17 protein-coding genes are annotated in these 22,504 nt (G+C 37.0%); 11 read left to right on the top strand and 6 right to left on the bottom strand.

Annotation, left to right across the window (positions count from 1 at the left end; all coding sequences use genetic code 11):
- Positions 1-17 precede the first annotated feature (17 nt).
- Positions 18-1,331: a M16 family metallopeptidase gene (locus tag OQZ33_RS07630; RefSeq protein ID WP_265798462.1), complete on the bottom strand. Its 1,314-nt coding sequence runs from the start codon at positions 1,329-1,331 to the stop codon at positions 18-20.
- Between the two features lie 199 nt (positions 1,332-1,530).
- Entirely contained in the window at positions 1,531-3,177 is a 1,647-nt protein-coding gene (gene pgi, locus OQZ33_RS07625; RefSeq protein WP_265798461.1) for a glucose-6-phosphate isomerase, read from the bottom strand.
- Between the two features lie 158 nt (positions 3,178-3,335).
- Here pgi and OQZ33_RS07620 point away from each other — a divergent pair, with 158 nt between their 5' ends.
- Both OQZ33_RS07620 and OQZ33_RS07615 read left to right on the top strand, forming a co-directional pair.
- Complete coding sequence (locus OQZ33_RS07620) at positions 3,336-3,860, top strand: hypothetical protein (RefSeq protein WP_265798460.1); 525 nt, start codon at positions 3,336-3,338, stop codon at positions 3,858-3,860.
- 179 nt (positions 3,861-4,039) lie between these two features.
- Complete coding sequence (locus tag OQZ33_RS07615) at positions 4,040-5,344, top strand: amidohydrolase (protein WP_265798459.1); 1,305 nt, start codon at positions 4,040-4,042, stop codon at positions 5,342-5,344.
- A gap of 1 nt (position 5,345) precedes the next feature.
- Here OQZ33_RS07615 and OQZ33_RS07610 read toward each other — a convergent pair whose 3' ends face one another.
- Entirely contained in the window at positions 5,346-8,180 is a 2,835-nt protein-coding gene (locus OQZ33_RS07610) for an outer membrane beta-barrel protein (RefSeq protein ID WP_265798458.1), read from the bottom strand.
- A gap of 8 nt (positions 8,181-8,188) precedes the next feature.
- On the bottom strand, positions 8,189-9,439 hold the full coding sequence (locus OQZ33_RS07605) for a 6-bladed beta-propeller (RefSeq protein ID WP_265798457.1): 1,251 nt from the start codon (positions 9,437-9,439) through the stop codon (positions 8,189-8,191).
- A 252-nt stretch (positions 9,440-9,691) separates the two neighbouring features.
- Between OQZ33_RS07605 and prfB the strand changes: the two genes are divergently transcribed.
- The 3 genes from prfB to OQZ33_RS07590 all read left to right on the top strand — a co-directional run bounded on the left by prfB (position 9,692) and on the right by OQZ33_RS07590 (position 12,480).
- Positions 9,692-10,766, top strand: a protein-coding gene (gene prfB, locus OQZ33_RS07600; RefSeq protein WP_265798456.1) for a peptide chain release factor 2 whose coding sequence is annotated in 2 segments (ribosomal slippage) — positions 9,692-9,751 and positions 9,753-10,766 — 1,074 coding nt in all. Because the reading frame shifts where the segments join, the coding sequence is not laid out codon by codon here.
- Positions 10,767-10,775: 9 nt separating this feature from the next.
- The gene (locus OQZ33_RS07595) at positions 10,776-11,708 is read left to right on the top strand and encodes an alpha/beta hydrolase (RefSeq protein WP_265798455.1); all 933 of its coding nucleotides are present in this window, start codon (positions 10,776-10,778) and stop codon (positions 11,706-11,708) included.
- A gap of 82 nt (positions 11,709-11,790) precedes the next feature.
- Positions 11,791-12,480, top strand: coding sequence for a hypothetical protein (locus OQZ33_RS07590; protein ID WP_265798454.1), 690 nt, complete (start codon positions 11,791-11,793; stop codon positions 12,478-12,480).
- Positions 12,481-12,661: 181 nt separating this feature from the next.
- On the opposite strand, the gene OQZ33_RS07585 is transcribed toward OQZ33_RS07590, so the two are convergent.
- Both OQZ33_RS07585 and OQZ33_RS07580 read right to left on the bottom strand, forming a co-directional pair.
- The gene (locus OQZ33_RS07585; protein WP_265798453.1) at positions 12,662-13,774 is read right to left on the bottom strand and encodes a glycoside hydrolase family 18 protein; all 1,113 of its coding nucleotides are present in this window, start codon (positions 13,772-13,774) and stop codon (positions 12,662-12,664) included.
- Positions 13,775-13,786: 12 nt separating this feature from the next.
- A complete protein-coding gene (locus OQZ33_RS07580) occupies positions 13,787-14,650 on the bottom strand; it encodes a transglutaminase-like domain-containing protein (RefSeq protein ID WP_265798452.1) in 864 nt (287 codons plus the stop codon).
- A gap of 44 nt (positions 14,651-14,694) precedes the next feature.
- Between OQZ33_RS07580 and OQZ33_RS07575 the strand changes: the two genes are divergently transcribed.
- The 6 genes from OQZ33_RS07575 to OQZ33_RS07550 all read left to right on the top strand — a co-directional run bounded on the left by OQZ33_RS07575 (position 14,695) and on the right by OQZ33_RS07550 (position 22,414).
- Positions 14,695-15,483: an O-methyltransferase gene (locus OQZ33_RS07575; RefSeq protein WP_265798451.1), complete on the top strand. Its 789-nt coding sequence runs from the start codon at positions 14,695-14,697 to the stop codon at positions 15,481-15,483.
- 10 nt (positions 15,484-15,493) lie between these two features.
- The gene (locus OQZ33_RS07570) at positions 15,494-16,153 is read left to right on the top strand and encodes a DUF1345 domain-containing protein (protein WP_265798450.1); all 660 of its coding nucleotides are present in this window, start codon (positions 15,494-15,496) and stop codon (positions 16,151-16,153) included.
- 335 nt (positions 16,154-16,488) lie between these two features.
- Positions 16,489-16,857 (top strand): BlaI/MecI/CopY family transcriptional regulator, encoded by a 369-nt coding sequence (locus tag OQZ33_RS07565; RefSeq protein WP_265798449.1) that lies wholly within the window; start codon positions 16,489-16,491, stop codon positions 16,855-16,857.
- The gene (locus OQZ33_RS07560; protein WP_265798448.1) at positions 16,854-18,404 is read left to right on the top strand and encodes a M56/M15 family metallopeptidase; all 1,551 of its coding nucleotides are present in this window, start codon (positions 16,854-16,856) and stop codon (positions 18,402-18,404) included. Before OQZ33_RS07565 ends, OQZ33_RS07560 begins: the two co-directional genes overlap by 4 nt.
- A gap of 10 nt (positions 18,405-18,414) precedes the next feature.
- Complete coding sequence (locus OQZ33_RS07555; RefSeq protein ID WP_265798447.1) at positions 18,415-20,025, top strand: M56 family metallopeptidase; 1,611 nt, start codon at positions 18,415-18,417, stop codon at positions 20,023-20,025.
- Between the two features lie 7 nt (positions 20,026-20,032).
- Positions 20,033-22,414, top strand: coding sequence for an outer membrane beta-barrel protein (locus OQZ33_RS07550; RefSeq protein ID WP_265798445.1), 2,382 nt, complete (start codon positions 20,033-20,035; stop codon positions 22,412-22,414).
- Positions 22,415-22,504 lie beyond the last annotated feature (90 nt).

Raw genomic sequence — 22,504 nt, 5'->3', positions numbered from 1 at the left:
TGTAAGATATAAAGCGCTTATTTCTTAGGTAAATAATACAAAACAACTCGTTGATTTTTGCCTAGGTATTTTTTGGCAACGTCTCTGATTTCCTCGCGTGTAATCGATCTTATTATTTCTAATTCTTTGTTGATGTCGTTTGTATCTTTATCGTGGAAGGTGTAACCTGCTGCTAAATTTTCGGCAACTCCGAGCATTCTGCTGTTGGCGCTTACGTAATCGTTTTCAAATTTATTCTGCAACTTTTTATAATCACTTTCGCTGATTAAATCCGTTTGTAAACGCGATACTTCTTCATCAATATCTTTTAATAAATCGTTTAGTGGGGTGTTTTTATTTGGCAGGGCTAAAGTGATATAAGCGCCGTAATCCTCCAAACTGTAATTGAAAGCCGCTACTTGCAAGGCAGTTTTCTTTTCATCAACCATTTTAGTGCTTAATCTCGAGCTACCGCCGCCAGATAAAATAGAGCTGATCATGCCCAGTACTTTGCTATCTCTGCTTTTCATTCCCGGTACGCGATACGCTGCAAATATTGCCGGAATTTGAATATTGGCATCGTAAGCGGTATCGATGATCTCTTTAGTGATCTCTGGTAGTTTGTACTCCTTGCGAACAACAGGTTCACCTTTTGGTACCTCGTTAAAATAAGATTTAACCAGGCCTTTGGTTTTTTCGATATCCACATCGCCTGCAATAGTTAAAACCGCATTGTTAGGAACATAATATTTTTTAAAGAATGCAATGAACTCACTAAGTTTTGCAGCATCTAAATGTTCCATTGAACCAATTGGCTGCCAGCGATAAGGATGGCCAGCAAACAGATGCGAAAATATTTTTTCGGTAAACTTTCCATAAGGTGCATTATCAATACGTAAGCGTTTTTCCTCTTTAACAACTTCATTTTGGGTTTTAACGCCAACTTCATTAATCACCGGGTGCAACATTCTTTCACTTTCAAGCCAAAGGCCTAATTCCAATTGATTAGAGGGAAACACTTCGTAATAAAAAGTACGGTCTTGAGAGGTATTTGCATTGTTCTGCCCACCATTGCTACTTACGAATTTCATAAATTCGCCGCGTTTAATATTATCCGATCCTTCAAATAATAAATGTTCGAAAAAGTGTGCAAAGCCTGTGCGCTCTGTTTCTTCGTCTTTCGAACCAACATGATACATTACAGAAACGGCGACTACGGGTGCGGTTTTGTCTTGATGTAAAATAACGTGAAGACCATTGTCAAGGTCGAACTCCGTAAATTGTACTTTTTGAGCGGAGGCACTTAAACATAAAATGGAAAGGGCCGAAGCAAAAAGAAATCTTTTTTTCATTCGTAATTTGTTTTTAATGATTAGAAACGATCAAAGGCGAGAAGCGAGAGAAAATTTCATTAATAAGTTAATTTGGATTTGCCACTTGGCTAAGGGTGCCCTAAAATATTGATTATAAATAGAAAAAGCGAGTATAAAACTCGCTTTTTGCTAAACTTTGTTTGATTTTGTTTTCAAAAGCCAAAACTACTTGTAGGTTTTACCTCCAAGTCTTATATTGATTAATCAAACCATTGGTCGAACTGTCGTGGCTCGCCACTTTCTCATCACCTTCCAACTCTGGAAGAATTTTTTTAGCCAATTGTTTACCTAACTCCACACCCCACTGATCAAAGCTGAAAATATTCCATATTACACCCTGAACAAAAATTTTGTGCTCATACATAGCTACCAAACTTCCTAAAGTGTATGGCGTAATTTTTTTCAATAAAATAGAGTTCGTTGGTCTGTTTCCTTCAAAAACTTTAAACGGAGCAATTTTTGAAATGTCTTCTGCCGACTTGCCGTCTTTTTTCAGTTCTTCGGTAACATCTTCTTCCGTCTTACCGTTCATTAAAGCTTCGGTCTGCGCAAAAAAGTTAGATAGTAAAATTGGGTGATGGTCTCCCAGTGGATTTAAGCTTTGAGCCGGAGCGATAAAATCAGCAGGAATGATTCTGGTACCTTGATGGATCAATTGATAAAATGCATGCTGACCATTTGTACCAGGCTCGCCCCAAATAATTGGCCCTGTTTCATAATCAACTTCGTTGCCATTTCTATCTACATGCTTGCCGTTGCTTTCCATATCTCCCTGTTGGAAATACGCTGCAAAGCGATGCATATATTGATCGTAAGGTAAAATTACTTGCGTTTCTGCATTGTAAAAATTAATATACCAAACGCCTAATAGTCCTAAAATTACAGGAATGTTGCTTTCAAATTCTGCGGTTTTAAAGTGATTATCGGTTGCATGCGCACCAGCTAAAAGTTCTTTAAAATTATCGAAGCCGATACTTAATGAAATAGATAGACCAATTGCACTCCATAAAGAATAACGACCGCCAACCCAATCCCAAAATTCGAACATGTTTTCGGTATCAATTCCAAAAGCTGAAACATCTTTAGCATTGGTAGATAAGGCAGCAAAATGTTTAGCAATATCATTCTCTTTACCACCATTTTCTAAAAACCACGAGCGGGCAGAATGCGCATTGGTCATGGTTTCTTGTGTAGTAAACGTCTTGGAGGCCACCAAAAACAAAGTCGTTTCTGCGTTTAATCCCGAAAGGGTTTCAGCGATGTGCGTTCCATCAATATTAGAAACGAAGTGACTATTCAGATGGTTCTTGTAGTGTTTCAAGGCTTCGGTAACCATTACCGGTCCTAAATCTGAACCTCCAATTCCTATGTTCACAATATCGGTAATGGCTTTTCCGGTGTAACCTTTCCACTCACCGTTGATAATGCTGTTGCTAAATTTTTCCATTTTAGCCAAAACAGCATTAACTTCAGGCATTACATCGTTATTATCTACCAAGATTGGCGTATTGCTTAAATTACGCAGCGCAATATGAAGTACAGAACGATCTTCAGTTTCATTAATTTTATCGCCATTGTACATGGCTTTAATGGCTTCGTCTAATTTACACTCGCGGGCCAGCTGAATTAACAAAGCCAAGGTTTCATCCGTAATTCTATTCTTGCTGTAGTCAAGCAAGATATCTTCAAAAAAAACAGAAAATTTGTTGAAACGATCTGCATCTTCTGCGAAAAGATCTTTAATGCTTTTTTGATTAATATCTATAAAATGATCGGCCAGGTATTTGTATGCCTCGGTTTCAGTAAAATTTATTTTCGGTAACATAGTCTTTGTTTTTTGTAAAAGTAATAAAGCAAATTTTTAATTCTGTCTTTTAATGTTCAAAAATCCATAAGAATTTTTATTGTTGAATCTATAGTGTAACTTTAATATTAGTCCCCGTTGAAATTTTGCACCCAGCAATAAAATAAATAACAAACGATATGTTAGAAAATTTAAATGAATTGGTGCTTGAAAACGTACAGGACACCGTTGTAAATAACAACGAAATTCGAAATGAGCAAAATGAACAGGTAATTCAAGCGGCTTCAGATTCTATTTTTGATACGTTGAAAGATCAAATTTCCTCTGGAAATGTAGGTGGCTTGGCCGAAATTTTTAATTCTGGGAATGCAGAAGGATCAGCGGTTACACAGCAGGCGGCTGGAAGTTTTACAGATAAATTAGCGGGTTTAGGCATAAATGCAGAAACAGCGAAGAAATTGGCTGCAACGGTAATCCCCGTAATCATTGGAAAACTAACCCAAAAAACTGCTGATCCAAATGATAGTTCGTTCAATATTAAAGATGTACTGGGCAGTTTGGCTGGTGGAAGTGATGTTAAATTCGATGTGAGCGATGTAATTGGGATGTTTAATGGTGGCAGACCAGCGCCTGCAGCTAGCCAAAACGGCGAAACTCCTGCCGAAGGTGGGATATTAGATAAGCTGAAAGGCATATTTAGTTAAAATATAAAGTGATTTAGAGGCTGTATCATAAATCTAAACATCTTCACCCTTGTTGCGTTGAGCTTGTCGCAACTCCTTAATTGGTATTTTAACAAGTCCTTCCACAGGTTTACGATAACAGATTGTATAAATGATACAGCTTTTTCTTGTTAAATTAGCAAACCAACTAATCATCTCCTATGAAAAAATTATACATCATCCCTTTTCTGCTGATTTCGCTAGTCAGCTTTGCTCAACAATCTAACTTGAGGTCGGCGGTTTCAAAAAAAGCCGATGCATTAGAACAAAAAGTAATCGCCTGGCGAAGAGATTTTCATGAACACCCTGAATTGGGCAATACCGAAACCAGAACAGCAGAAATCATTGCAAAGCATCTCGAATCGTTGGGCATAATGGTTAAAACTGGCGTTGCCAAAACTGGTGTGGTTGGCATTTTAAAAGGAGGTAAGCCTGGTCCGGTGGTTGCACTAAGAGCCGATATGGATGGACTTCCCGTTACAGAAAGAGTTGATGTTCCTTTCGCTTCAAAAGTGAAAGCGCAATACAACGGACTAGAAGTAGGCGTAATGCATGCTTGTGGTCATGATAGCCATATGGCTATTTTAATGGGCGTAGCAGAGGCTTTGGCTTCAATTAAAAAGGATATTCCCGGGACTGTGAAATTCATTTTTCAACCCGCAGAAGAAGGTGTTCCGGCAGGAGAAGAAGGCGGTGCTGCCTTGATGATTAAAGAGGGAGTTTTAGAAAATCCAAAAGTGGAAGCTATTTTTGGCTTACACATTAATGCTCAAACAGAAGTGGGCAAAGTAACTTATCGCCCCGGCGGTACAATGGCTGCGGTAAACGATATGAAAATTACGGTAACAGGCCGACAAGCACATGGCGCCTATCCCTGGAGCAGTATCGATCCTATTGTAATTTCAGCCCAAATTCTAAACAATCTTCAAACCATTGTAAGCAGAAATTTGAATCTTACAGAAAACCCAGGCGTGGTCACTATCGGCGCTATCAATGGTGGTGTACGTTCGAATATTATCCCCGAGAAAGTCGAGATGCTCGGGACGGTTCGTAATTTTAGCAAGGAAGATGAAGCGATGTTTATTGAGCGTATTAAAACTATTGCCACCAAAACAGCCGAGGCTGGCGGCGGAACTGCAGAAGTTAAAATCCCATATAGTAACCATTATCCTGTTACATATAATGATATCGCTTTAACAGAAAAAATGCTTCCGAGTATGAAAGCAACTGCCGGAGCAGACAATGTAATGCTTAAGCCGCCTGTTACTGGCGCTGAAGACTTTTCATTTTTCCAGGAAAAAATACCAGGCTTGTTTGTCTTTCTTGGTGGCATGCCAAAAGGCAAAGATCCTTTAAAAACGGCTTCTCACCATACGCCCGATTTCTATTTGGATGAAAGCGGCTTTGTGTTGGGCGTAAAATTATTATCCAATTTAACGCTGGATTATATGGGGATGAAGAAATAGATTATTTCTTCACAGGTTTTTTTCCAAATTGCTTAGGGTAGTATGATAAGGTTGCCATAAAATACTGTTGGAGTACATTTCTGGTGCCAATTGTGAAACTGTTGTTTCCTCCATAATTAATTACACTCGTATTTTGATGTAAAATATCCAAGGCTGCTAGTTTTATTTCAGCGTTATTTCCTTTCAAAAAGCGGTACAAAAGATTAGCATTCCAAATGGTAAAGTTAATATCATTCGCATTTGATGAGGTACTTCTGTTGTAGGTAATGTTGCTCCTAAGGGTTAATCTCTTTGAAAAATTGTAGCTTGAACTTATAGTAGAAGCCATGTTTACGCCTGTGTACTCAGTATTAAATGCCTCTTGCTTTGATTGGTAGGTTCCATAGTTCTGACTTACCGCTATAGCCAAATAATCTTTATAGGTGTAATTAACTTTTAAATCGGAGTTTGTGTTTAGGTTTTTAGAAAAAGCAAAAGCATTATTTGTGAAGCCAGGGTTTTGGTCGTTATTGATTTGCGACGACAGACTAAGCTGCAATTCGGATGCTTTAAACTTAATTGCTTTGCGAATATCTCCATAAAAATTAATGTATTTTCTACCATTTGCATTGGTTAGAAAAATTGTTCTTCTATTCAAATCATCTATAAAAGTACTGTCTACAATGTTGTCGTTTGTAAAACCGGCAGTAAGTGATAAGTTATAGTTTAATGTGTTTTTATTGGTTTGGTCATAATGATTAGTCGATAGGCTAATTTCTCGGTCTACTGCCTCTCTTAAGTTTAAATTCCCCCTCTGTATCGAATATAAGTTAGTACTATCAATTAGTGGCGCCAATTGATCGATATTTGGAATTCTGATTTTCGTATTGTAGCTTAAACGATAGTTTTTCAAATGTTCTCCAAATTGGTAATTTGAGTAATTAACAAACGCATCGGGAAGGAAGCGGGTATAAGTCCTGTTTAAATTTTGAAAACTTTTTTGCGACTTATTATCCTGAAAAATAAACGTCTGTTTCGGAGCGAAATTGAAACTAAGATTTTTGCTGTAGCGGTTAGATAGGCTTTTATTTATCGTTTTGGTAAATGTAATTCCGGGGGTTTCGTCAATGCGATTGGTTTCAAGCTTGTTGGTAAGATAAGTATTTCGTTGGTAAGTATTAGTGTTTCCGTTTAGGTCTTCAACCTGGTTGTCATCTTTTCTGTTGTTGAAGTTCAATTGATTTTTGAAAGCGAAATCAATTCCTCCTAATCGTTTATCTCCAAAAAATATCGACCTTAAGTTTGGAAATTCGACATCAAATTGTTGATTAAGAGTGTTGATGTTTTTATCATATCTACGATCGAAACGTTGATCGGAAGCCGCGTTAGTAAAAGATTTAAATTCGGTTAAGTTGGAGTTTTCATTTTGAGAATCATCAACTCTAAGTCCGTAAGTGATATTTATACCTTTGAATTTCCTACGAGGTTTCAGCCAATCCTGCGACAGGTGATAATTGGCTAGGAAATTAAAACTAGTATTATCAAAATTGCCTTGGCTCAGCGTATTGTTGGTGCTTGTGAGCATACCTTCAGCATTTCTGGCATTTCTGAGTGTTTCACCCGTGTTTTCTCCGCTGTTTTTCTGAAAATTTTGACTTAATGTTAAATTTTTGTTTCGTTTGATTAATTCATACTTAGCATCAAAATTTTGATTGGTGCTTTCAAATCTGTTTCTATTATTACTTTGTTCGTAAATTTTATCATTAGTATTAATTGATGTAGTAGTTTGAGTATTACTTACCACATCGCTATTTCTATCCTGAATAAAATAGGTTGAGGTAAGTGTGTTTCGAAGTTCCCAGTTTGGTTTTTCAATAAAATTGTAAGTAAAAGAAACTCCACCAGCATTGGCTCTATTTATACCAGAAGCCCGAAAGTCTGATTGATAATCACTGTTGGTTCCAATGCCTTTAAAAGTGCTATTGGTCATCAATGTATTAATATTGTTTAACGATTTATTCACATTATTGCTTGCGCCTACAATCGCCAATTGCATTTTCGGACTAAACATATTAAAACTTAAATCGCCATCAAATCGATTATCTGTTCCATAACCTGCAGAGATTTTACCAAAATACCCGATCTCTTTTCCCTTTTTTAATTTTAAGTTCATGGTAAGGGTAGAATCTAAAGGATTGGTTTTATCCTTAATGGTGTTATAAACCTGAATCTTTTCCAAAGCATTTTTAGCAATATTTTGAGTGGCAACTTTTGTATCCCCTCCAAAAAATGGTTTTCCATTCACTAAAACACTTTTTATCTCTCTGCCGTTCACGGTTATTAACCCATCGCCCCACAAAGTAATGTTCGGAATTTTACGAAGTAGATCTTCTACCACCGCGTTGCTATCAAGTTTAAATGCTGCGGCATTAAATTCTAGTGTATCACCGTTCATGGTAATGGGCGGTACTGTTACCGTCACTTCATTTAAGGTAATATCTTTTGGGTTGATAATAAGTGTATGTAAATCGATAGCGTTTTTATCGCTGGGGATGGTAAATTTTTTACGAAGCGTTTGGTAACTTACATGGCTAACCTCCAATTGCAAAGAAGTTCCTACAGGAAGGTTTTTGAAGCTAAACTCGCCATAATTATTACTGATTTGATAACTCAATAAACTGCTATCTGCCAATTTATAGACTGAAACTGTAGCCGATTTTAAGGTATAGTTATGAGCCGTATCTCTTAACACGCCTTTAGCCGAACCTGGGAAAACAGGTTTGGCTTGCTGCGCTAATGTTGGTTTTACTATTAAGATGGAAACAAGGAGAGCTATTAATTTCAGAATTTTGAACATGAGAACGATTAATTTTTTTTCGGCTTTAATTGGATGATAACGGGATTGCTTTTTTTATTTTGTGTCTCAAAATACTTGCTCAATAAAGGATCGTATTTGATGTTTCTAGTAACGCTTGAATCTTTAAAGGAAAACATCGCTAATGATGAATAGCTGGTGTATAGATACTCATCTTCGTAAAGATGAAAACCGTGATTGTAAAAATCAGTGAATGATCCGCCATCAGTAACCGGTAGAAATTGCGATAAGCTATCGGCTTCTAAATTTTTAATTGATGTTAATGCACCGGTTTGCAAATTGTGGATTAAAGCAGTCTTTGAATCCAGGTTCCAACCCCAAGTGTTGGCTTTGAGATATAAATTGTAGCCAATGAGATAAGGATTGCTTATGCCATAAATCTGGGTTGGGTTTTTTTGGAAGTACTCAATCCTTTTATTTTTATAATCGGGATTGGTTAAAAAATCTTTTGGAACAGAGTTGTTTGCAGGGAAAATAATTCGATAAGCCAGTGAAAGAGATTTAGGTTTTATTCTGTAAATGTTGTAATCGTAGTAGCGGATGTAAAATAGTTCATTTTTAAGATGGGAATCTGTAATTGGGTTACCTGATCCAATATATTGGTCCGTTTTAAACCGGTCAAACTCCAATGGGAAATATAAGGCAACTTCTTTCTTATTATTTAGGATTGCAATTTCGTGGAATGTACTGTCTTTCCCATCTCTGCTCACATGGAAAGGCGCAATAGAGGTAATACTGTCTGCAAATTTGAAATGATTTTCTTTTGAATCTTTCATTTCTCTGAGGTATTTTTTTGTTAATTTTCCTTCGAGATCGAAAAGATAGTATTTCTTGCCAGAGGCAATTCGAATGAGTTCAGTTTCGTTTGTTTTAATTAATTTGAAACCATAAAAAGCCTGTTTGTCCTTTTCATCGCTTTCGTTTAATTTACTGCTGTTAACTTTAGCCTTAAATTTCCCATTCTTATTAAAAATCAATACTGCTTTAGTATCATGATCATATATAACAAAGCAATTTTTGGTTAATTCGAGATGATCGATTGACCCAAATAGGCTTTCTTTTGTGGTTTCTAACGGGATGAATTTCACTTCCTCGAAGATTTCTGAAACTTTGGCGCCTCTAGCACTTTCTGGGTCAATCCGGAGCGTAACCATTTCTGAGCTATCTACTTTTGTAATTTGAGCGGAGATGTTACCTGCGGCAAAAAATAGGATGATGAACGAGAGCGTGTGTTTAAGCATTGGTTAATGATAATTGGTTTTTGATTTTCTTTCTCCGCATTGGTTGTCGTTGTTTTAAACTACGTTGTTAATTCACTGGCTAATAATCTGATTAGAAAATTGAAATTACTAAAAAAATCAATTCATTTTTATATGTTGCAATAATTAACATTGTTTTAGCACTTTCTAAATCGATTTTTTATATTATTTATCTTTAATGTCTGTCGATTATTTCTCCATGCTTAATCGGCAACTATTGCTATATTTGCCATTATGACCAAAGAACAGATTCAGGATTTAAGAGACAGAGTAACGTCTCTGAGGAGGCATCTTTGACGTCGATGAGCTACTATACGCCATCCGTGAAGAGGAAAAATTAACGATGGCGCCCGATTTCTGGGACGATCCAAAAAAAGCAGAAAAAATATTAGCAGAAATCAGTTCAAAGAAAAAATGGACAGATGGCTTTAACCAAACCAATAATGCGGTAGAAGATGCAGCAGTAATGTTTGAGTTTTTTCAATCTGGCGATGCATCAGAAACAGAACTTCAAGAGCAATTTGAGGTCAGCAAAACTTCGGTTGAAGAACTGGAACTCAAAAATATGCTCAGAAATAAAGAAGATCAACTTTCGGCAGTAGTGCAGATTACTGCTGGGGCTGGAGGAACCGAAAGTTGCGATTGGGCTTACATGCTCATGCGGATGTATATGATGTGGGGCGATAAAAATGGTTACAAAATTACCGAACAAGATAGTCAAGAAGGGGAGATTGCCGGAATAAAATCGGTAACGCTTCAGTTTGATGGCGACTTTTCTTATGGCTATTTGAAAGGCGAAAACGGCGTTCATCGTTTGGTTCGCATCTCTCCGTTTGATTCGAATGCCCGTCGCCATACGTCTTTTGCATCGGTTTACGTTTATCCATTGGTTGATGATACCATTCAGATTGACATCAATCCGGCTGATATAGAATTTGAAACCTTCAGAGCAGGTGGGGCCGGTGGACAGAACGTAAATAAAGTGGAAACCGCTGTTCGTTTGTACCATAAACCATCGGGTATCATCATCAAAAATCAGGAATCGAGATCGCAGTTGCAGAATAAAGAAAATGCCATTCGCTTGCTTAAATCTCAACTGTATGAAATCGAAGAACGTAAACGCAATGAGGCCATTGCTGCGGTAGAAGGATCGAAGAAGAAGATAGAATGGGGTTCGCAGATTAGAAGTTATGTGCTGGATGACCGAAGGGTTAAAGATCACCGAACCAACTATCAAACCTCAAACCCTGATGCCGTTTTAAACGGCGATATTAACGACTTTTTGAAAGCTTATTTAATGGAATTTTAATAAACAATCATGGCAAAATCATTCATCCTTTTCTTTTTGTTCTTTATGGCGGTTCAAATTTCAAAATCACAAGAAGTAATTCCTTTGTTTACTGACAGCATTCCAGGAGCAAAGCCTACACCGTCAACATATGCCGAAAATACCGAGGTAAGATCTAATGGTACATTAAGCGTTACGAAGGTTTCGATACCAACACTTACGGTATTTGAAGCGCCTAAAGATATCGCCACCGGAACAGCAATAATTATTTGCCCGGGAGGTGGTTATGGAGCGCTTGCTTTTAGTCATGAGGGAACAGATGTGGCCAAACGTTTCAATGCCATTGGGGTTACCGCTTTTGTTTTAAAATATCGTTTGCCGAGTGATCAAATCATGGTTGATAAAACTTATGCATTGCTTCAGGATGCACAGCAAGCGATTTATCTGGTAAGAAAGGCGGCTAAAAAATACCATATCAAAAGCAATAAGGTTGGAATAATGGGCTTTTCGGCAGGTGGTCACTTCGCTTCTACCTTAGAAACACATTATAACGATCTAAAAATCGCGAACCCTGAAAAAATAGATTTACGACCAAGCTTCGGTGTGCTGGTTTATCCGGTAATTAGTTTCGAAGAATCGGTACACACAGGGACAATGAAAAATCTATTAGGGTCAAATCCGCCAGATTCATTAAGAAGGTATTTTTCTGCAAATGAAAACGTAACTAAAAAAACACCTCCAACTTATTTCGTACACGCTAAAGATGACAAGACCGTGCCTGTAGCAAACAGTGAATTAATGCATAAAGCATTACTTGCTGCTAAAGTTCCAAGTAACCTTTTCTATTTTGAAAAAGGCGGTCATGGTTTCGGGCTAATTAACAAAACGAGCACCACCGATTGGTTTAGCCTGATGGCAGGATGGTTAAAAGTTCAAAAATTTAAAGTAAAAGGAAATTTCTAATCTGGGCTAAAAGCCAATAGTTTCTGGAAAGAATAATATTAATACATTTGTAGCCAAAAATTTACGCTCTAAATCTGGCCAAATGAATCATAAAATTAAACTTGCAATGGTGGCTGTTATTACCATTATTTCTATCGCAAGCTGTCAAAAGGAAATCAATTACAACGATCCGAATGGGAACAACTGTAAGTTAAGCAATCTGGTTTTAACATTGCCTGGTTTTGGAGATTTCAATCTTAGTTTCACTTACGATGTGGCTGGCAAGGTGATCAAGGGCGTAAGTAATGATGAAAGTCTTAATTATACTTACTCAACGAATAAAATTACAGCAACTGATACGGGCGGAAAAGTTAGTGAAATTTCGTTGTCAAACGGACGAGCGGTGAGCAGTTCGTCTCCAGATTATATTCAGATTAACGGAATAAGTTACGATATCAAGAGGGATTATACCTACAATGCAGAGGGTTACCTTGCTATGGTGAAAAACTATGTTAATGGAGAATTAAATTCTACAGATGTAATTACTTACGCTGGTGGTAACCTTACCAAATCAGTTGTAACCTTTGTAAGTGGTGGCGAACAGGAGATTACTGTTTACGAATACTCAGTCTCGGCCGCGGTGAATGCTTATGAAATGGCCGATCCGCTTACAGGCCATGTAGATTATTTTCCAGGCAAATACTACGGCATCCAATCCAAAAACGTATTCATCAAATCGACTATTTCATGTCAATCCAACAAATGGCGTTATATCCGCACAGGATGTTGTTGATCATAAATATCAATTCGATGCAAAAGGGAATGCCACATCAATTATTTTAGCTACCAAAAGTTATCAAAATGAATCAGGTAAACTTGTTTTAACCGATGAATATCAAATATCGAATACCTTAACTTGGGACTGTAAATAGCATGGATAATATTGAGCAGCTGCAATTTAATTTGCGGCTTTTTTATTTTTTTAAAGTTTCAGCTATAACATCTACCAGTCCATTGGCATAAGCATCATCCGTTAACTCCCAAAACATAATACCGTTTAGCTTACGGTCAACTACGTATTTGGTTTTTAAAGCAATTGATTTTGGGTCATCGAAAGTGACAAGTTGTTTCGAAGCGGCATTGTAATAATATGGCGCTTTGGCTACATCATCCCAATAGTATTGAAATCCTTTTTCTACCGTAAACTGATCTGGGAAATTCTTATAAGAAACACCACTTAAGAATTTTGTTGGTTGATATAAGCCCTGGTTGGCATCTGTAGTGTTTTGGAAAATTCTCGAATAGAAAGCTGCACCTAAAGCAATTTTTTGCGGTGGAACACCTACTTTAATCATCTCATTTATGGCCCAATCTGCAGAAAGTTGTTGTTGCGGCGTAGAAAAAAGTGGCGTATGGTGCCCGCTTTGTGTGGCATAACCGCTTACCAGGTCGTAGCTCATCAAGTTTACGCGATCTACTAGAGGCATCACTTTTTTCCACTCAAAACAAGAATCTATACAGTTTTTCGTACCTCCGGCAGCAAAACTAATCTCGGCTTTTTTGCCCAGTTTTTTGCGTAACTCCTGAATCAATAAAGTGAAGTTGTGTTTATCAGCTTCTGTGTATCGATGGCCTGGGTAACCCGCTACTGCAGGATATTCCCAATCAATATCGATTCCATCTGCTTGGAAATAATCCAATAGTTCTTTAGTGGTTTTGGCAAAAGTTTCGCGTCCGTTTTTTCTGCTGAATACTTCCGAGCAGGGTTCGCAAGCACTCCAACCTCCCATGGCAATCATCACTTTCAAATCTTTATTGCGACTTTTTAAAGCCACCATTTTCGAAATCAAAGCCGAATCTTTAGCGTTTTTAATGTTCAGGCTATCGCCTTTAACGTGCCCAAAGCTGTATATTAAATGGCTCAGTTTCTCTACAGGGAAGCTGTCGATTAAAGTTCCGCCGCCACCAGTGTAATAGGCTATTACGTTTGGCTTGGTTATTTTTTGTGCAATAAGGTTATTTGCAAAGCAGATAAATCCTGCGAAAATAATGAATTGTAAAAAAGACAGAGGGGAGATTTTTTTCAATTTTTGGGATGTTTAAGGTTCGGCAATAATATTTTGCAGTTCGTTCAGTTCTCTCACTTTTTCTGTTGCACCGGCATTTTCGTAAGCAGAAATTAAATTCCTGATTACCCTGCGAATGATATCTGTATTACTGCATGGTCTGTAATATTCTGGCAGCGACTCTAAATTTAGTTGGCGCAGGAACTGATCAACATCATGTTTGCCAAAAATATTTCCACGGTTAAAAGCATTAATGTAAAACAACACGCCGTATTCAGTGCCTTCTTGTTTACTTTCATCTATAAAGCCCAAAATGAAATGTTGAGGCAAATTAATACCATAAATTGGCAAATCCAATTTTTGGGCAAGGGTAGAGTAGATGATAGCCAATGATATTTGATTGCCTTTTTTGCTCTCTAAAACCTGGTTTAAATAAGAGTTTTGAGGGTCGTGATGATTTTTTGTGTTGCCACCAAAACCGTATTGTTGGTACAAAACATGGTTAATCAATTTTACCTTTTCTACCGAACTCATTTCGTATTGTAAGCCCAGCCAGATATCTCTTTTAATTTCCTCGATTTGGTTAATCACTTTTTGTTCATCCAAATCAGGATATTGATAACGGTTAATGATGAGCGCACCCTGCATCAAATCGAAAGCACCGCTCAAATACCATAAATTCAAATCTTCTTTAACCGTTTTAAATTGGATTTGGTGAACAATGTTTTCAATTCGTTCCTGCAAAAGCCCATCAAAAGACTGCTCCCAGGCATTTTCCAGATAGTGAATCACTTCACCACCATATTCGAGCAGTTTTTGCTCAACATGCTGATAAACTTCTTCATCCGGATCATCCAATAATTTAATTAATGCGCTTATCTCTCCGATATTTTCCATAAAACATACACACGTTTGCCGCGTTTAACTACTTTTGCAATATTATGCTATTTCAATTTATTACCGATTACATTAAACATCGTTTAACAGCGAAAACCCGTCATGGAACGCATTCACCATTCGTATACAAGCTCGCTGATGGGGTAATTTACGATTTTAGCGAGAAATCTCAATACAAAAATATAGAAGAGCAAAGAAAAAAACTTTTTTCTGACGATTCCAAAATCACTGTTACAGATCTTGGAGCAGGCTCCCATCTTAATAAAAACCGAACCAAGAAGATAAGTGAAATCGCTAAAAACGCACTTAAAAGTCCGCGGTTAGCTAAACTTATTTATCGGCTAGCACAAAATACTGATCCTAAAACAGCAATCGAACTGGGCACTTGTTTAGGAATTACCTCGTCGTACTTGGCAAAAGCTTGTCCCGAAGCTGAAATTATTACTATAGAGGGCTGTCCTCAAACGGCCGAGGTGGCAAAGAGAAATTTCCGAGATCTCCATCTGAATAATATTGAACTTCATGTAGGTAATTTCGACCTCATTTTACCTGATATTATTGTTAAGCAGCCAAGCCTCGATTTCGTTTATATTGATGGCAACCACCGCAAAGATGCTACCTTAAATTACTTTAAATGGTGTTTGCCAAAAGTTACCGAAAATTCTTTGCTCATTTTTGATGATATTTACTGGAGCAAGGGAATGAAGGAAGCTTGGGAAGAGATCAAAAGCCATCCAGAAGTAACAGTAACAGTTGATTTGTTCTGGATTGGATTGGTTTATTTCAAAAAAGGCCAAGCCAAAGAGCATTTCAAGCTGAAATTTAATCAGTAAATAAACCAGTATGAAAATCGAACCCAAACTTCAAGGTATCCAGAAGTTATCGGCATTGTATATTTTGCTAATTAGCTTTTTTGTGGCGGTTTTGGGTTTTTTCGGCTCGTTGCTCTTAAAAACTGACATGCTCACCCACGTGATGTTTGGCTGGGATATTTTTAGTTTAATGCTGATATCCTTGCACTGGTTCATGTTTTTCAAAACATCACCTATCGAAACCTGCTTAAAAGCAAAAATTCAAGATGAAACCAAAGAAGAGATTTTTGCAATTGTTGTAGTTTCTACCTTCGCTGGTTTGTTGGCTGTAATTCTGCTGTTAATCAATAAAGATATCAAACCGCTCTCATTGGTTATCGCCTTGTCAGGAATGTTTTTGTCGTGGTTCTTGGTGCATACCACTTTCAGTATGCGTTACGCACATCTTTTTTATGGCGATAATGAAAATGGAAAAGGTTCAGGATTGGGTTTTCCTGGCAATGGATCTCCAGATTTTGTTGACTTTGCCTACTTTTCTTTCGTTTTAGGGATGACTTTTCAGGTTTCCGATGTCGAAATTTCTTCCCGTCAAATTCGTCGGCTTTCCTTGCTACACAGTTTAATCGCTTTTATTTTCAATACGGTAATTGTGGCGCTAACCATAAATGCATTGGCTGGATTAACTCACTAATTTCAGAGGCTATATTGTTGATCAATTATTTGTAAATGATCAGTTCTCTGTTTCGTGGCGGCTTTCTGTCCCGCTCCCGCTTCTGCTCCCGATAAAAAATCGGGGAACATCTCGCTTCGATCCCTTAGGGTTTAAAAACAAAGGCTGTTGCTTATTGCCTATTTATCTAATGTAATACCTTCTCAAAGTTTCACGATAATCACATTTTCAAATTTATATTCCTAGGGAGTTGTTCCGGATCGTTTCCGTAGCGATATTCAGTATGAAAACTGAAAAATCAATAACATAACTGATTTTATAGTTGTATAACTGAAAAATAAGTTATAAGTTTGGGTATGGAAGAATTAACCAAAACCGAAGAGCGGATTATGCAGGTTTTATGGAAGCTAAAGAAAGCTTTCGTAAAAGATATTATTGATGAACTGGATGACGAACCGAAACCACCATACAATACTATCTCATCTATCGTAAGGCTTTTAGAAAAAAAAGGTTATGTTAACTACAAAGCTTATGGAAAAACCTATGAGTATTTTCCTTCAATCGGAAAAGATGATTATGCCAAAACAACATTTTCTAAACTTTTTTCTGGCTATTTTGATAATTCACCAGCCAGTTTATTATCCTTTATGGTTAAAGAAGAAAAATTGAGTGAAAACGATATAGAAGAAATCCAAAAGATCATTCACCAAAATCAAAAATCATGATTTTACTGTATTTGTTAAAAGTTTCGGCTTGTACAGTTGTCCTGTTCATAGCCTATCATTTTTTGTTATCGAAACTTACCTTTTTTAAACTTAACCGTTTATTCTTATTAACTGCATTGCTTTTTAGTTTTACCATTCCGGCTTTGACAGTAGAAAGTACAAGGGAAGTTTCGATCAATCAGCAAGAAACACCAGTTGAGGTGGCTTATAGCAATGAAGCCGCTTTTGAACAAGATTTTGATGATAATCAGCCAATAAGGGATTCGGCTAGACATTGGAGTCAGTTAATGGTTTATGTGTATGGTGCCGTTTTGCTGGCGTTAATTTTCCGAATGATGATTATGATAGGTATCGTTCAGCGTTCCATCACAAAATACAAATCCTCTCAAAATGGTAAACTTATTCTGGTACAACCTCATGCACAGATAAAAAATTGCTCCTTTTTAAATCAAATTATCATCGATGAAAGCTTAACAGAAGATGAAAGAGATTTGGTAATTCAGCATGAGTCGGCTCATGTAACGCAAGGCCACGCTGTCGACAAGCTCCTGGTAAATTTAGCAGTTTGTATTTTATGGTTCAATCCCATCATTTACTTCTGGAGAAATGCAATCGACCATAATCACGAGTTTTTGGCTGATCAGGAAACACTAAAAACCGCTGATAAAAAGGCTTATGCATCTTTATTGTTGAATTTGGCTATGCCATCAAGTATGCTCTTGACGCATAGTTTTAGTAAGCTTCCATTAAAGAAAAGAATTATGATGTTGTACAAAAAACCAAACTCCAATATGAAAAAGCTCATTTACTTTTCGTTTATTCCAATAATTGCGGGTTGCTTATTAGCCTTTGCAAACCGTAAAGAGGTTATTGTAAAAAAAAAGGTGGTAGATAATGGAAATTATTTTACTGATGTTAAGGTTTACAAGCAAGATTATTTTAAAACAGCAATAGTTTTGGATCCGAATGCAAAACCTGCATTTAACGAAGCAGAAGTGGTATTGGTTCTTGATGCAGGACATGGAGGTAGAGATGCAGCTTCGGTTGCCTTGGATGGGCAAAGGGAAAAAGACATGAATTTGAGAGCAGTAAACATTTTAAAAGAAGAAGCTACCAAACGAGGCATTAAAATTCGGTTGACACGAAGTAGTGATGAGTATGTATCGCTTCGTGATCGATTACCTGTTCAACCTGCTACTGCTTTTATCTCTATTCATCATAATGCAATGCCTAAAAACGGTCCCGTGGCCTTCGGCGGCATAGAGGTTTATGTTTCGAAATCAAATAAGAATATTAAAATAGCAGAAGAACTGGGCGCAAATATCTTAGGAAAACTTAAACAAGTGAAGGGGACGCCTGTCCAAAATTCGCTTAAGGACGCAAGTCTCTTGGTATTAAGAGAATCTCAAACGCCAGCTGTTTTGATCGAATTAGGGAATATTACCGATCAAAAAAGTCTGGATTTCATCAATCAGGAAAATAATCTTCGTAGAATTAGTAATTTAATATTAGATGGGTTTGTCTTGTTCTCAAAACGAGGTTGTTAAAGATTAAAATATGGAATGGTTCATCTATTTGCTTAAGGTCAGCGCCTGTTCAGTTTTGTTTTTCGGCTTCTATCTTTTGGTTTTAAGAAGACTAACCTTCTTTAAATTCAATCGAATTTACCTGCTTGGCTCATTAATTTTAAGTTCAATTATTCCTGCTTTGCAGTTTGAAATTAAACGCCAAATCGAGATAAAAGAGATCCACATTCCGTTAGTTGATTCAAACCTCAAGCCTGTTAGCGATGCGCCATTCCAAATGATTAACCCTATTGCAGTTGAATACCAGTCTATCGATAAAAACGAAATAAATTGGGAAAAACTAGGGTTTTACTTTTATGGAGGCATTACCTCATTAATCATTTTGGCCTTTGTCTGGAGGTTGGTTGCCTTACTAAAGTGTACTGGGAAATATGTAAAGACCAATGATGGATTAAAATTGGTTACAAAAAAGAAGGGGTTTACCAACTGCTCTTTTTTCAATTATGTTTTTATCGATCCAAATAGCTTAAGCGAAAACGAATTGCAAGTTTTATTAGTCCATGAAAGGGTTCATGCTCAACAACTTCATTCTGTTGATAAGATTTTGCTAATGCTTTTTAAAGCTTTGTTTTGGTTCAATCCAATCATTTATTTATTTAATAAAGCGTTAGAACAAACCCATGAGTATGAAGCAGATGAAATTACATCAGCTGACTTCGGGAATCAAGCTTATGCAAATTTGCTGCTCAGGCTTGCCGTAGCTAAAAATGATATGCCACTCATTCACAATTTCGTGAAAAGCCCGATTAAGGATCGAATCAAGATGTTGTTTAATTCAAAATCTAAAAACATGAAAAAATTGATGTATTTGTTGGTTTTGCCAGTGGTATTCGGTCTGGTTTGGCTATTGTCGGTGGAAGTCGTTTACGCTGAAAAAGTTGTTCAAGAATTTAAATTGAAGAGTGGAGATGTTAAAGTGATAGATTCAGCACAAGCCAGGTCAAATACTATTGTAAAACAGAAACAAAAAATCAAAAGGATAGCACGAAGTGATTCGGCGAAGAAATCATCAGGTTCAGTTATTCCCAGAATTAAATCTTTCAAAAAGATAACTGGAGATACCAAAAACAAAATTTCTTTGATGCAAGATGCGGTGATAGAAATAAAATCGGAGGTGCTGAGGGCTGAAAGCGTAGAATGGAATAAAGTGAGGAACATTCTAACAGCTCGAAATGCTTCGCTAACCAATGATTTGGGCGATAAAACTATTGCAAAATTGTTCGTTTTTGATTTGAATAACGGAACTTATGAAACATCCTTAAAACAGGATTCGGAATCTGATCTGAAGCCAGATAAAACAGGTTCTAATGCATTACCTGGTGATAGGTTTGTTTATTGGGCTGATTCTGTCCGATTCAGCAAGAATAGAAACGTGATTAAACTCTACGGTAATGCCAAACTGTCTTACGGGGATATTGATTTGCTTGCTGATGAAATCATTTACGACAATACAACCAGAAAAGGTACTGCTAAGAATGTAAAAATTAAAACTTTAAAAAACGGAATATCAATGGTTGGATCCGAAGAGAAGTTTGATTTAACGAGTAAAGGGAAGTTCGAGTTATGGCAATCAGATAAGTAGTTTTTCGATGTTAAAAAAACTTTTTGTCATTTTGATTGGGATATTATCAATTTCACCAAGTAAGGCACAGTTCAGGGTTTTTGGGGAAACAAAATCTGTAAAAAATAAACCAAATGAGCACATTTCAGTCAAGCTTACCGACTTTAACAAGAAATCAATCTACACACAATCCGATAGCTTGGGGAATTACACTTTCCTGAACTTGCCAGCAGGGAATTACAATATCTTTTTTTCGGCCGTTAATTACCTCAGTCAGCAAAATAGTTTTCAGCTTAAAGGCGATACTTCTATTCATGTTCAGCTAATGGAAAATAGCCAAGCGCTCGCCGATGTTCAAATCAACTCTAAAAAGCCACTGATTGAAAAGAAGATCGATAGAACCATTTTTAATGTAGAAAATAGCATAATTGCAATCGGTACCGATGCGCTTGAGTTACTAGCCAAAGTTCCAGGCGTTCGGGTAGTAAATGATCAGGTTTCCCTCGTGGGCAAAGGTGGTGTAAATGTGATGGTGAATGATAAATTGGTACAGCTGAGTCAGGATGATTTGTCTAATTATCTCAAATCTATTCCATCTGATCAAATTTCGAAAATCGAAATGATTACCAATCCTCCGGCCAAATACGATGCACAGGGGAATAACGGCTTGATCAATATCGTGTTAAAAAAAACAACAGCTGAAGGTCTCAAAGGTTCCGTTAATATGGTTTTTACCCAAGCTTCACATCCAACGGCATCCATGGGTGGAAATGTGAGTTATCGAAAAGATAAAATTACCGTTAATTCAACCTTTAACATCAGAAAGGGTTCCATTGTACCATTTGAACAGAGTACTATTTTTTACCCTTCGCAAAGCTGGAATGTAATTAACAAAGACCGGAACTTCAGAACGGTACCCAGCGGGCAAATTGGATTGGATTATCAGATTTCCAAAAAAACAATGCTTGGTGCTGCGTACAATGGCGGGTATACAAATTTTCATTCAGAAGAGAATATAAAAACCAGGGTATCTAACGTCAATCAGCAGTTAGATTCTATCCTAAATTCTGATGCAAATGCAGCAATCAGCTCCCATTATCATTCTGCAAATCTGTTTTTAAAACAAACATTAGATTCAACAGGCAAACAGCTTACCATAAATGCAGACTGGTTTAGCTTTGCCGACGATAAAAATCGGGCTTTCAATAACCAGAGTTTTTTCGGTGATGGTGCTATAATACCGGGATCATTTGCAGAATATTTATCAACGAGCAAACAAGGAATTACACTTTATACGCTAAAAGCTGATGTAGATTTGCCTTATAAAAATTTTAAAGTTTCGTTCGGTACCAAACTTAGTTTTATTAAGAACGAAAGCGATATTGCTTTTTATAGAAAACGGAATGACCTTTATGCCGTTGATTTGAATCAAAGTAATTTATTTACTTATCATGAAAACACTCAGGCCTTGTATGCTAATATGAATAAGACCTTTAAAAAGTGGGAGTTTCAACTTGGCCTGCGGTCGGAATATACCCAGATAAATGGAAATTCAGTCAATCAAGAAATTCAGTCTAATTATCTACAGTTGTTTCCTACTTTCTACGCAACTTATCGTGCTGGCAATCAAAGTGCATGGAGCATCAATTATGGACGTAGAATTAATCGACCAGCCTACCGGAGGTTAAATCCTTTTCGGTGGTACAGCAATCAGTATGTTTATACTGAAGGTAATCCGTTCTTGCAGCCGTCTTATAACCACAACATTGAGCTTTCGCACACTTACAAAAGTTCGCTCACCAGTACTTTATCGTTTAGCGGTGCCAATAATGGTTTTGCTGATGTAAATTTTATCGATGTAAATTCAAATACCCAAGCCACTAAACCCGTAAATTTTATCACCGCATATAGTTACCAATTTAGTAATTCCCTAGTGTCAAACCCATTCGAAAATTGGCAAACTATTAATCAGTTTGATGTTTTTTACAATGTATCAAAGTCTGCAATTTTGCAAACACAAACCAATTTGAGCAGAATAGGCGCATATTTCTCTACTTCAAATCAATTTACCATAAATAAAAGCAAAACTGTTTTGGCCGATGTTAATTTTTGGTTTCAATTTCCGAGAGCTGAAGGGTTAAATGAAATTAAAAGCCAGTATAATTTGGATTTTGGAGTGAAGACCTTGCTGCTCAATAAAAAACTTCAGCTATCGTTGAGCGCAAACGATTTGCTGAAATCCAATAGGTATCGATTTAGCAGTTTAATCAATAACATTAAACAAGATTACAATAATTATTACGATGCCAGACAGTTACGAATCACTGCCCGGTTCAATTTCGGAAACGAGAAGCTAAAACAAACGGATCGTAAATCAGGAAATGAAGAGGAGCGAAGGCGGAGCAATTAACTTATTACTGTGCAGAATTTATTGCTCGATAATGGCAGCTGTGGAGCGATAAATGATTTTTCATCGTTTCAGGTAATTTCATTGCCGCAA

The organism is Pedobacter sp. MC2016-05, from assembly GCF_026239735.1.
Classification (GTDB): domain Bacteria; phylum Bacteroidota; class Bacteroidia; order Sphingobacteriales; family Sphingobacteriaceae; genus Pedobacter.
This window is presented reverse-complemented; position numbering and strand designations above follow the sequence as displayed.

Excerpts from the sequence above, each read along its gene's own strand:
- OQZ33_RS07630 (WP_265798462.1), bottom strand. The coding sequence starts at position 1,331 with ATGAAAAAAAGATTTCTTTTTGCTTCGGCCCTTTCCATTTTATGTTTA.
- pgi (WP_265798461.1), bottom strand. The coding sequence starts at position 3,177 with ATGTTACCGAAAATAAATTTTACTGAAACCGAGGCATACAAATACCTG.
- OQZ33_RS07620 (WP_265798460.1), top strand. The coding sequence starts at position 3,336 with ATGTTAGAAAATTTAAATGAATTGGTGCTTGAAAACGTACAGGACACC.
- OQZ33_RS07615 (WP_265798459.1), top strand. The coding sequence starts at position 4,040 with ATGAAAAAATTATACATCATCCCTTTTCTGCTGATTTCGCTAGTCAGC.
- OQZ33_RS07610 (WP_265798458.1), bottom strand. The coding sequence starts at position 8,180 with ATGTTCAAAATTCTGAAATTAATAGCTCTCCTTGTTTCCATCTTAATA.
- OQZ33_RS07605 (WP_265798457.1), bottom strand. The coding sequence starts at position 9,439 with ATGCTTAAACACACGCTCTCGTTCATCATCCTATTTTTTGCCGCAGGT.
- OQZ33_RS07595 (WP_265798455.1), top strand. The coding sequence starts at position 10,776 with ATGGCAAAATCATTCATCCTTTTCTTTTTGTTCTTTATGGCGGTTCAA.
- OQZ33_RS07590 (WP_265798454.1), top strand. The coding sequence starts at position 11,791 with ATGAATCATAAAATTAAACTTGCAATGGTGGCTGTTATTACCATTATT.
- OQZ33_RS07580 (WP_265798452.1), bottom strand. The coding sequence starts at position 14,650 with ATGGAAAATATCGGAGAGATAAGCGCATTAATTAAATTATTGGATGAT.
- OQZ33_RS07575 (WP_265798451.1), top strand. The coding sequence starts at position 14,695 with ATGCTATTTCAATTTATTACCGATTACATTAAACATCGTTTAACAGCG.
- OQZ33_RS07570 (WP_265798450.1), top strand. The coding sequence starts at position 15,494 with ATGAAAATCGAACCCAAACTTCAAGGTATCCAGAAGTTATCGGCATTG.
- OQZ33_RS07565 (WP_265798449.1), top strand. The coding sequence starts at position 16,489 with ATGGAAGAATTAACCAAAACCGAAGAGCGGATTATGCAGGTTTTATGG.
- OQZ33_RS07560 (WP_265798448.1), top strand. The coding sequence starts at position 16,854 with ATGATTTTACTGTATTTGTTAAAAGTTTCGGCTTGTACAGTTGTCCTG.
- OQZ33_RS07555 (WP_265798447.1), top strand. The coding sequence starts at position 18,415 with ATGGAATGGTTCATCTATTTGCTTAAGGTCAGCGCCTGTTCAGTTTTG.
- OQZ33_RS07550 (WP_265798445.1), top strand. The coding sequence starts at position 20,033 with ATGTTAAAAAAACTTTTTGTCATTTTGATTGGGATATTATCAATTTCA.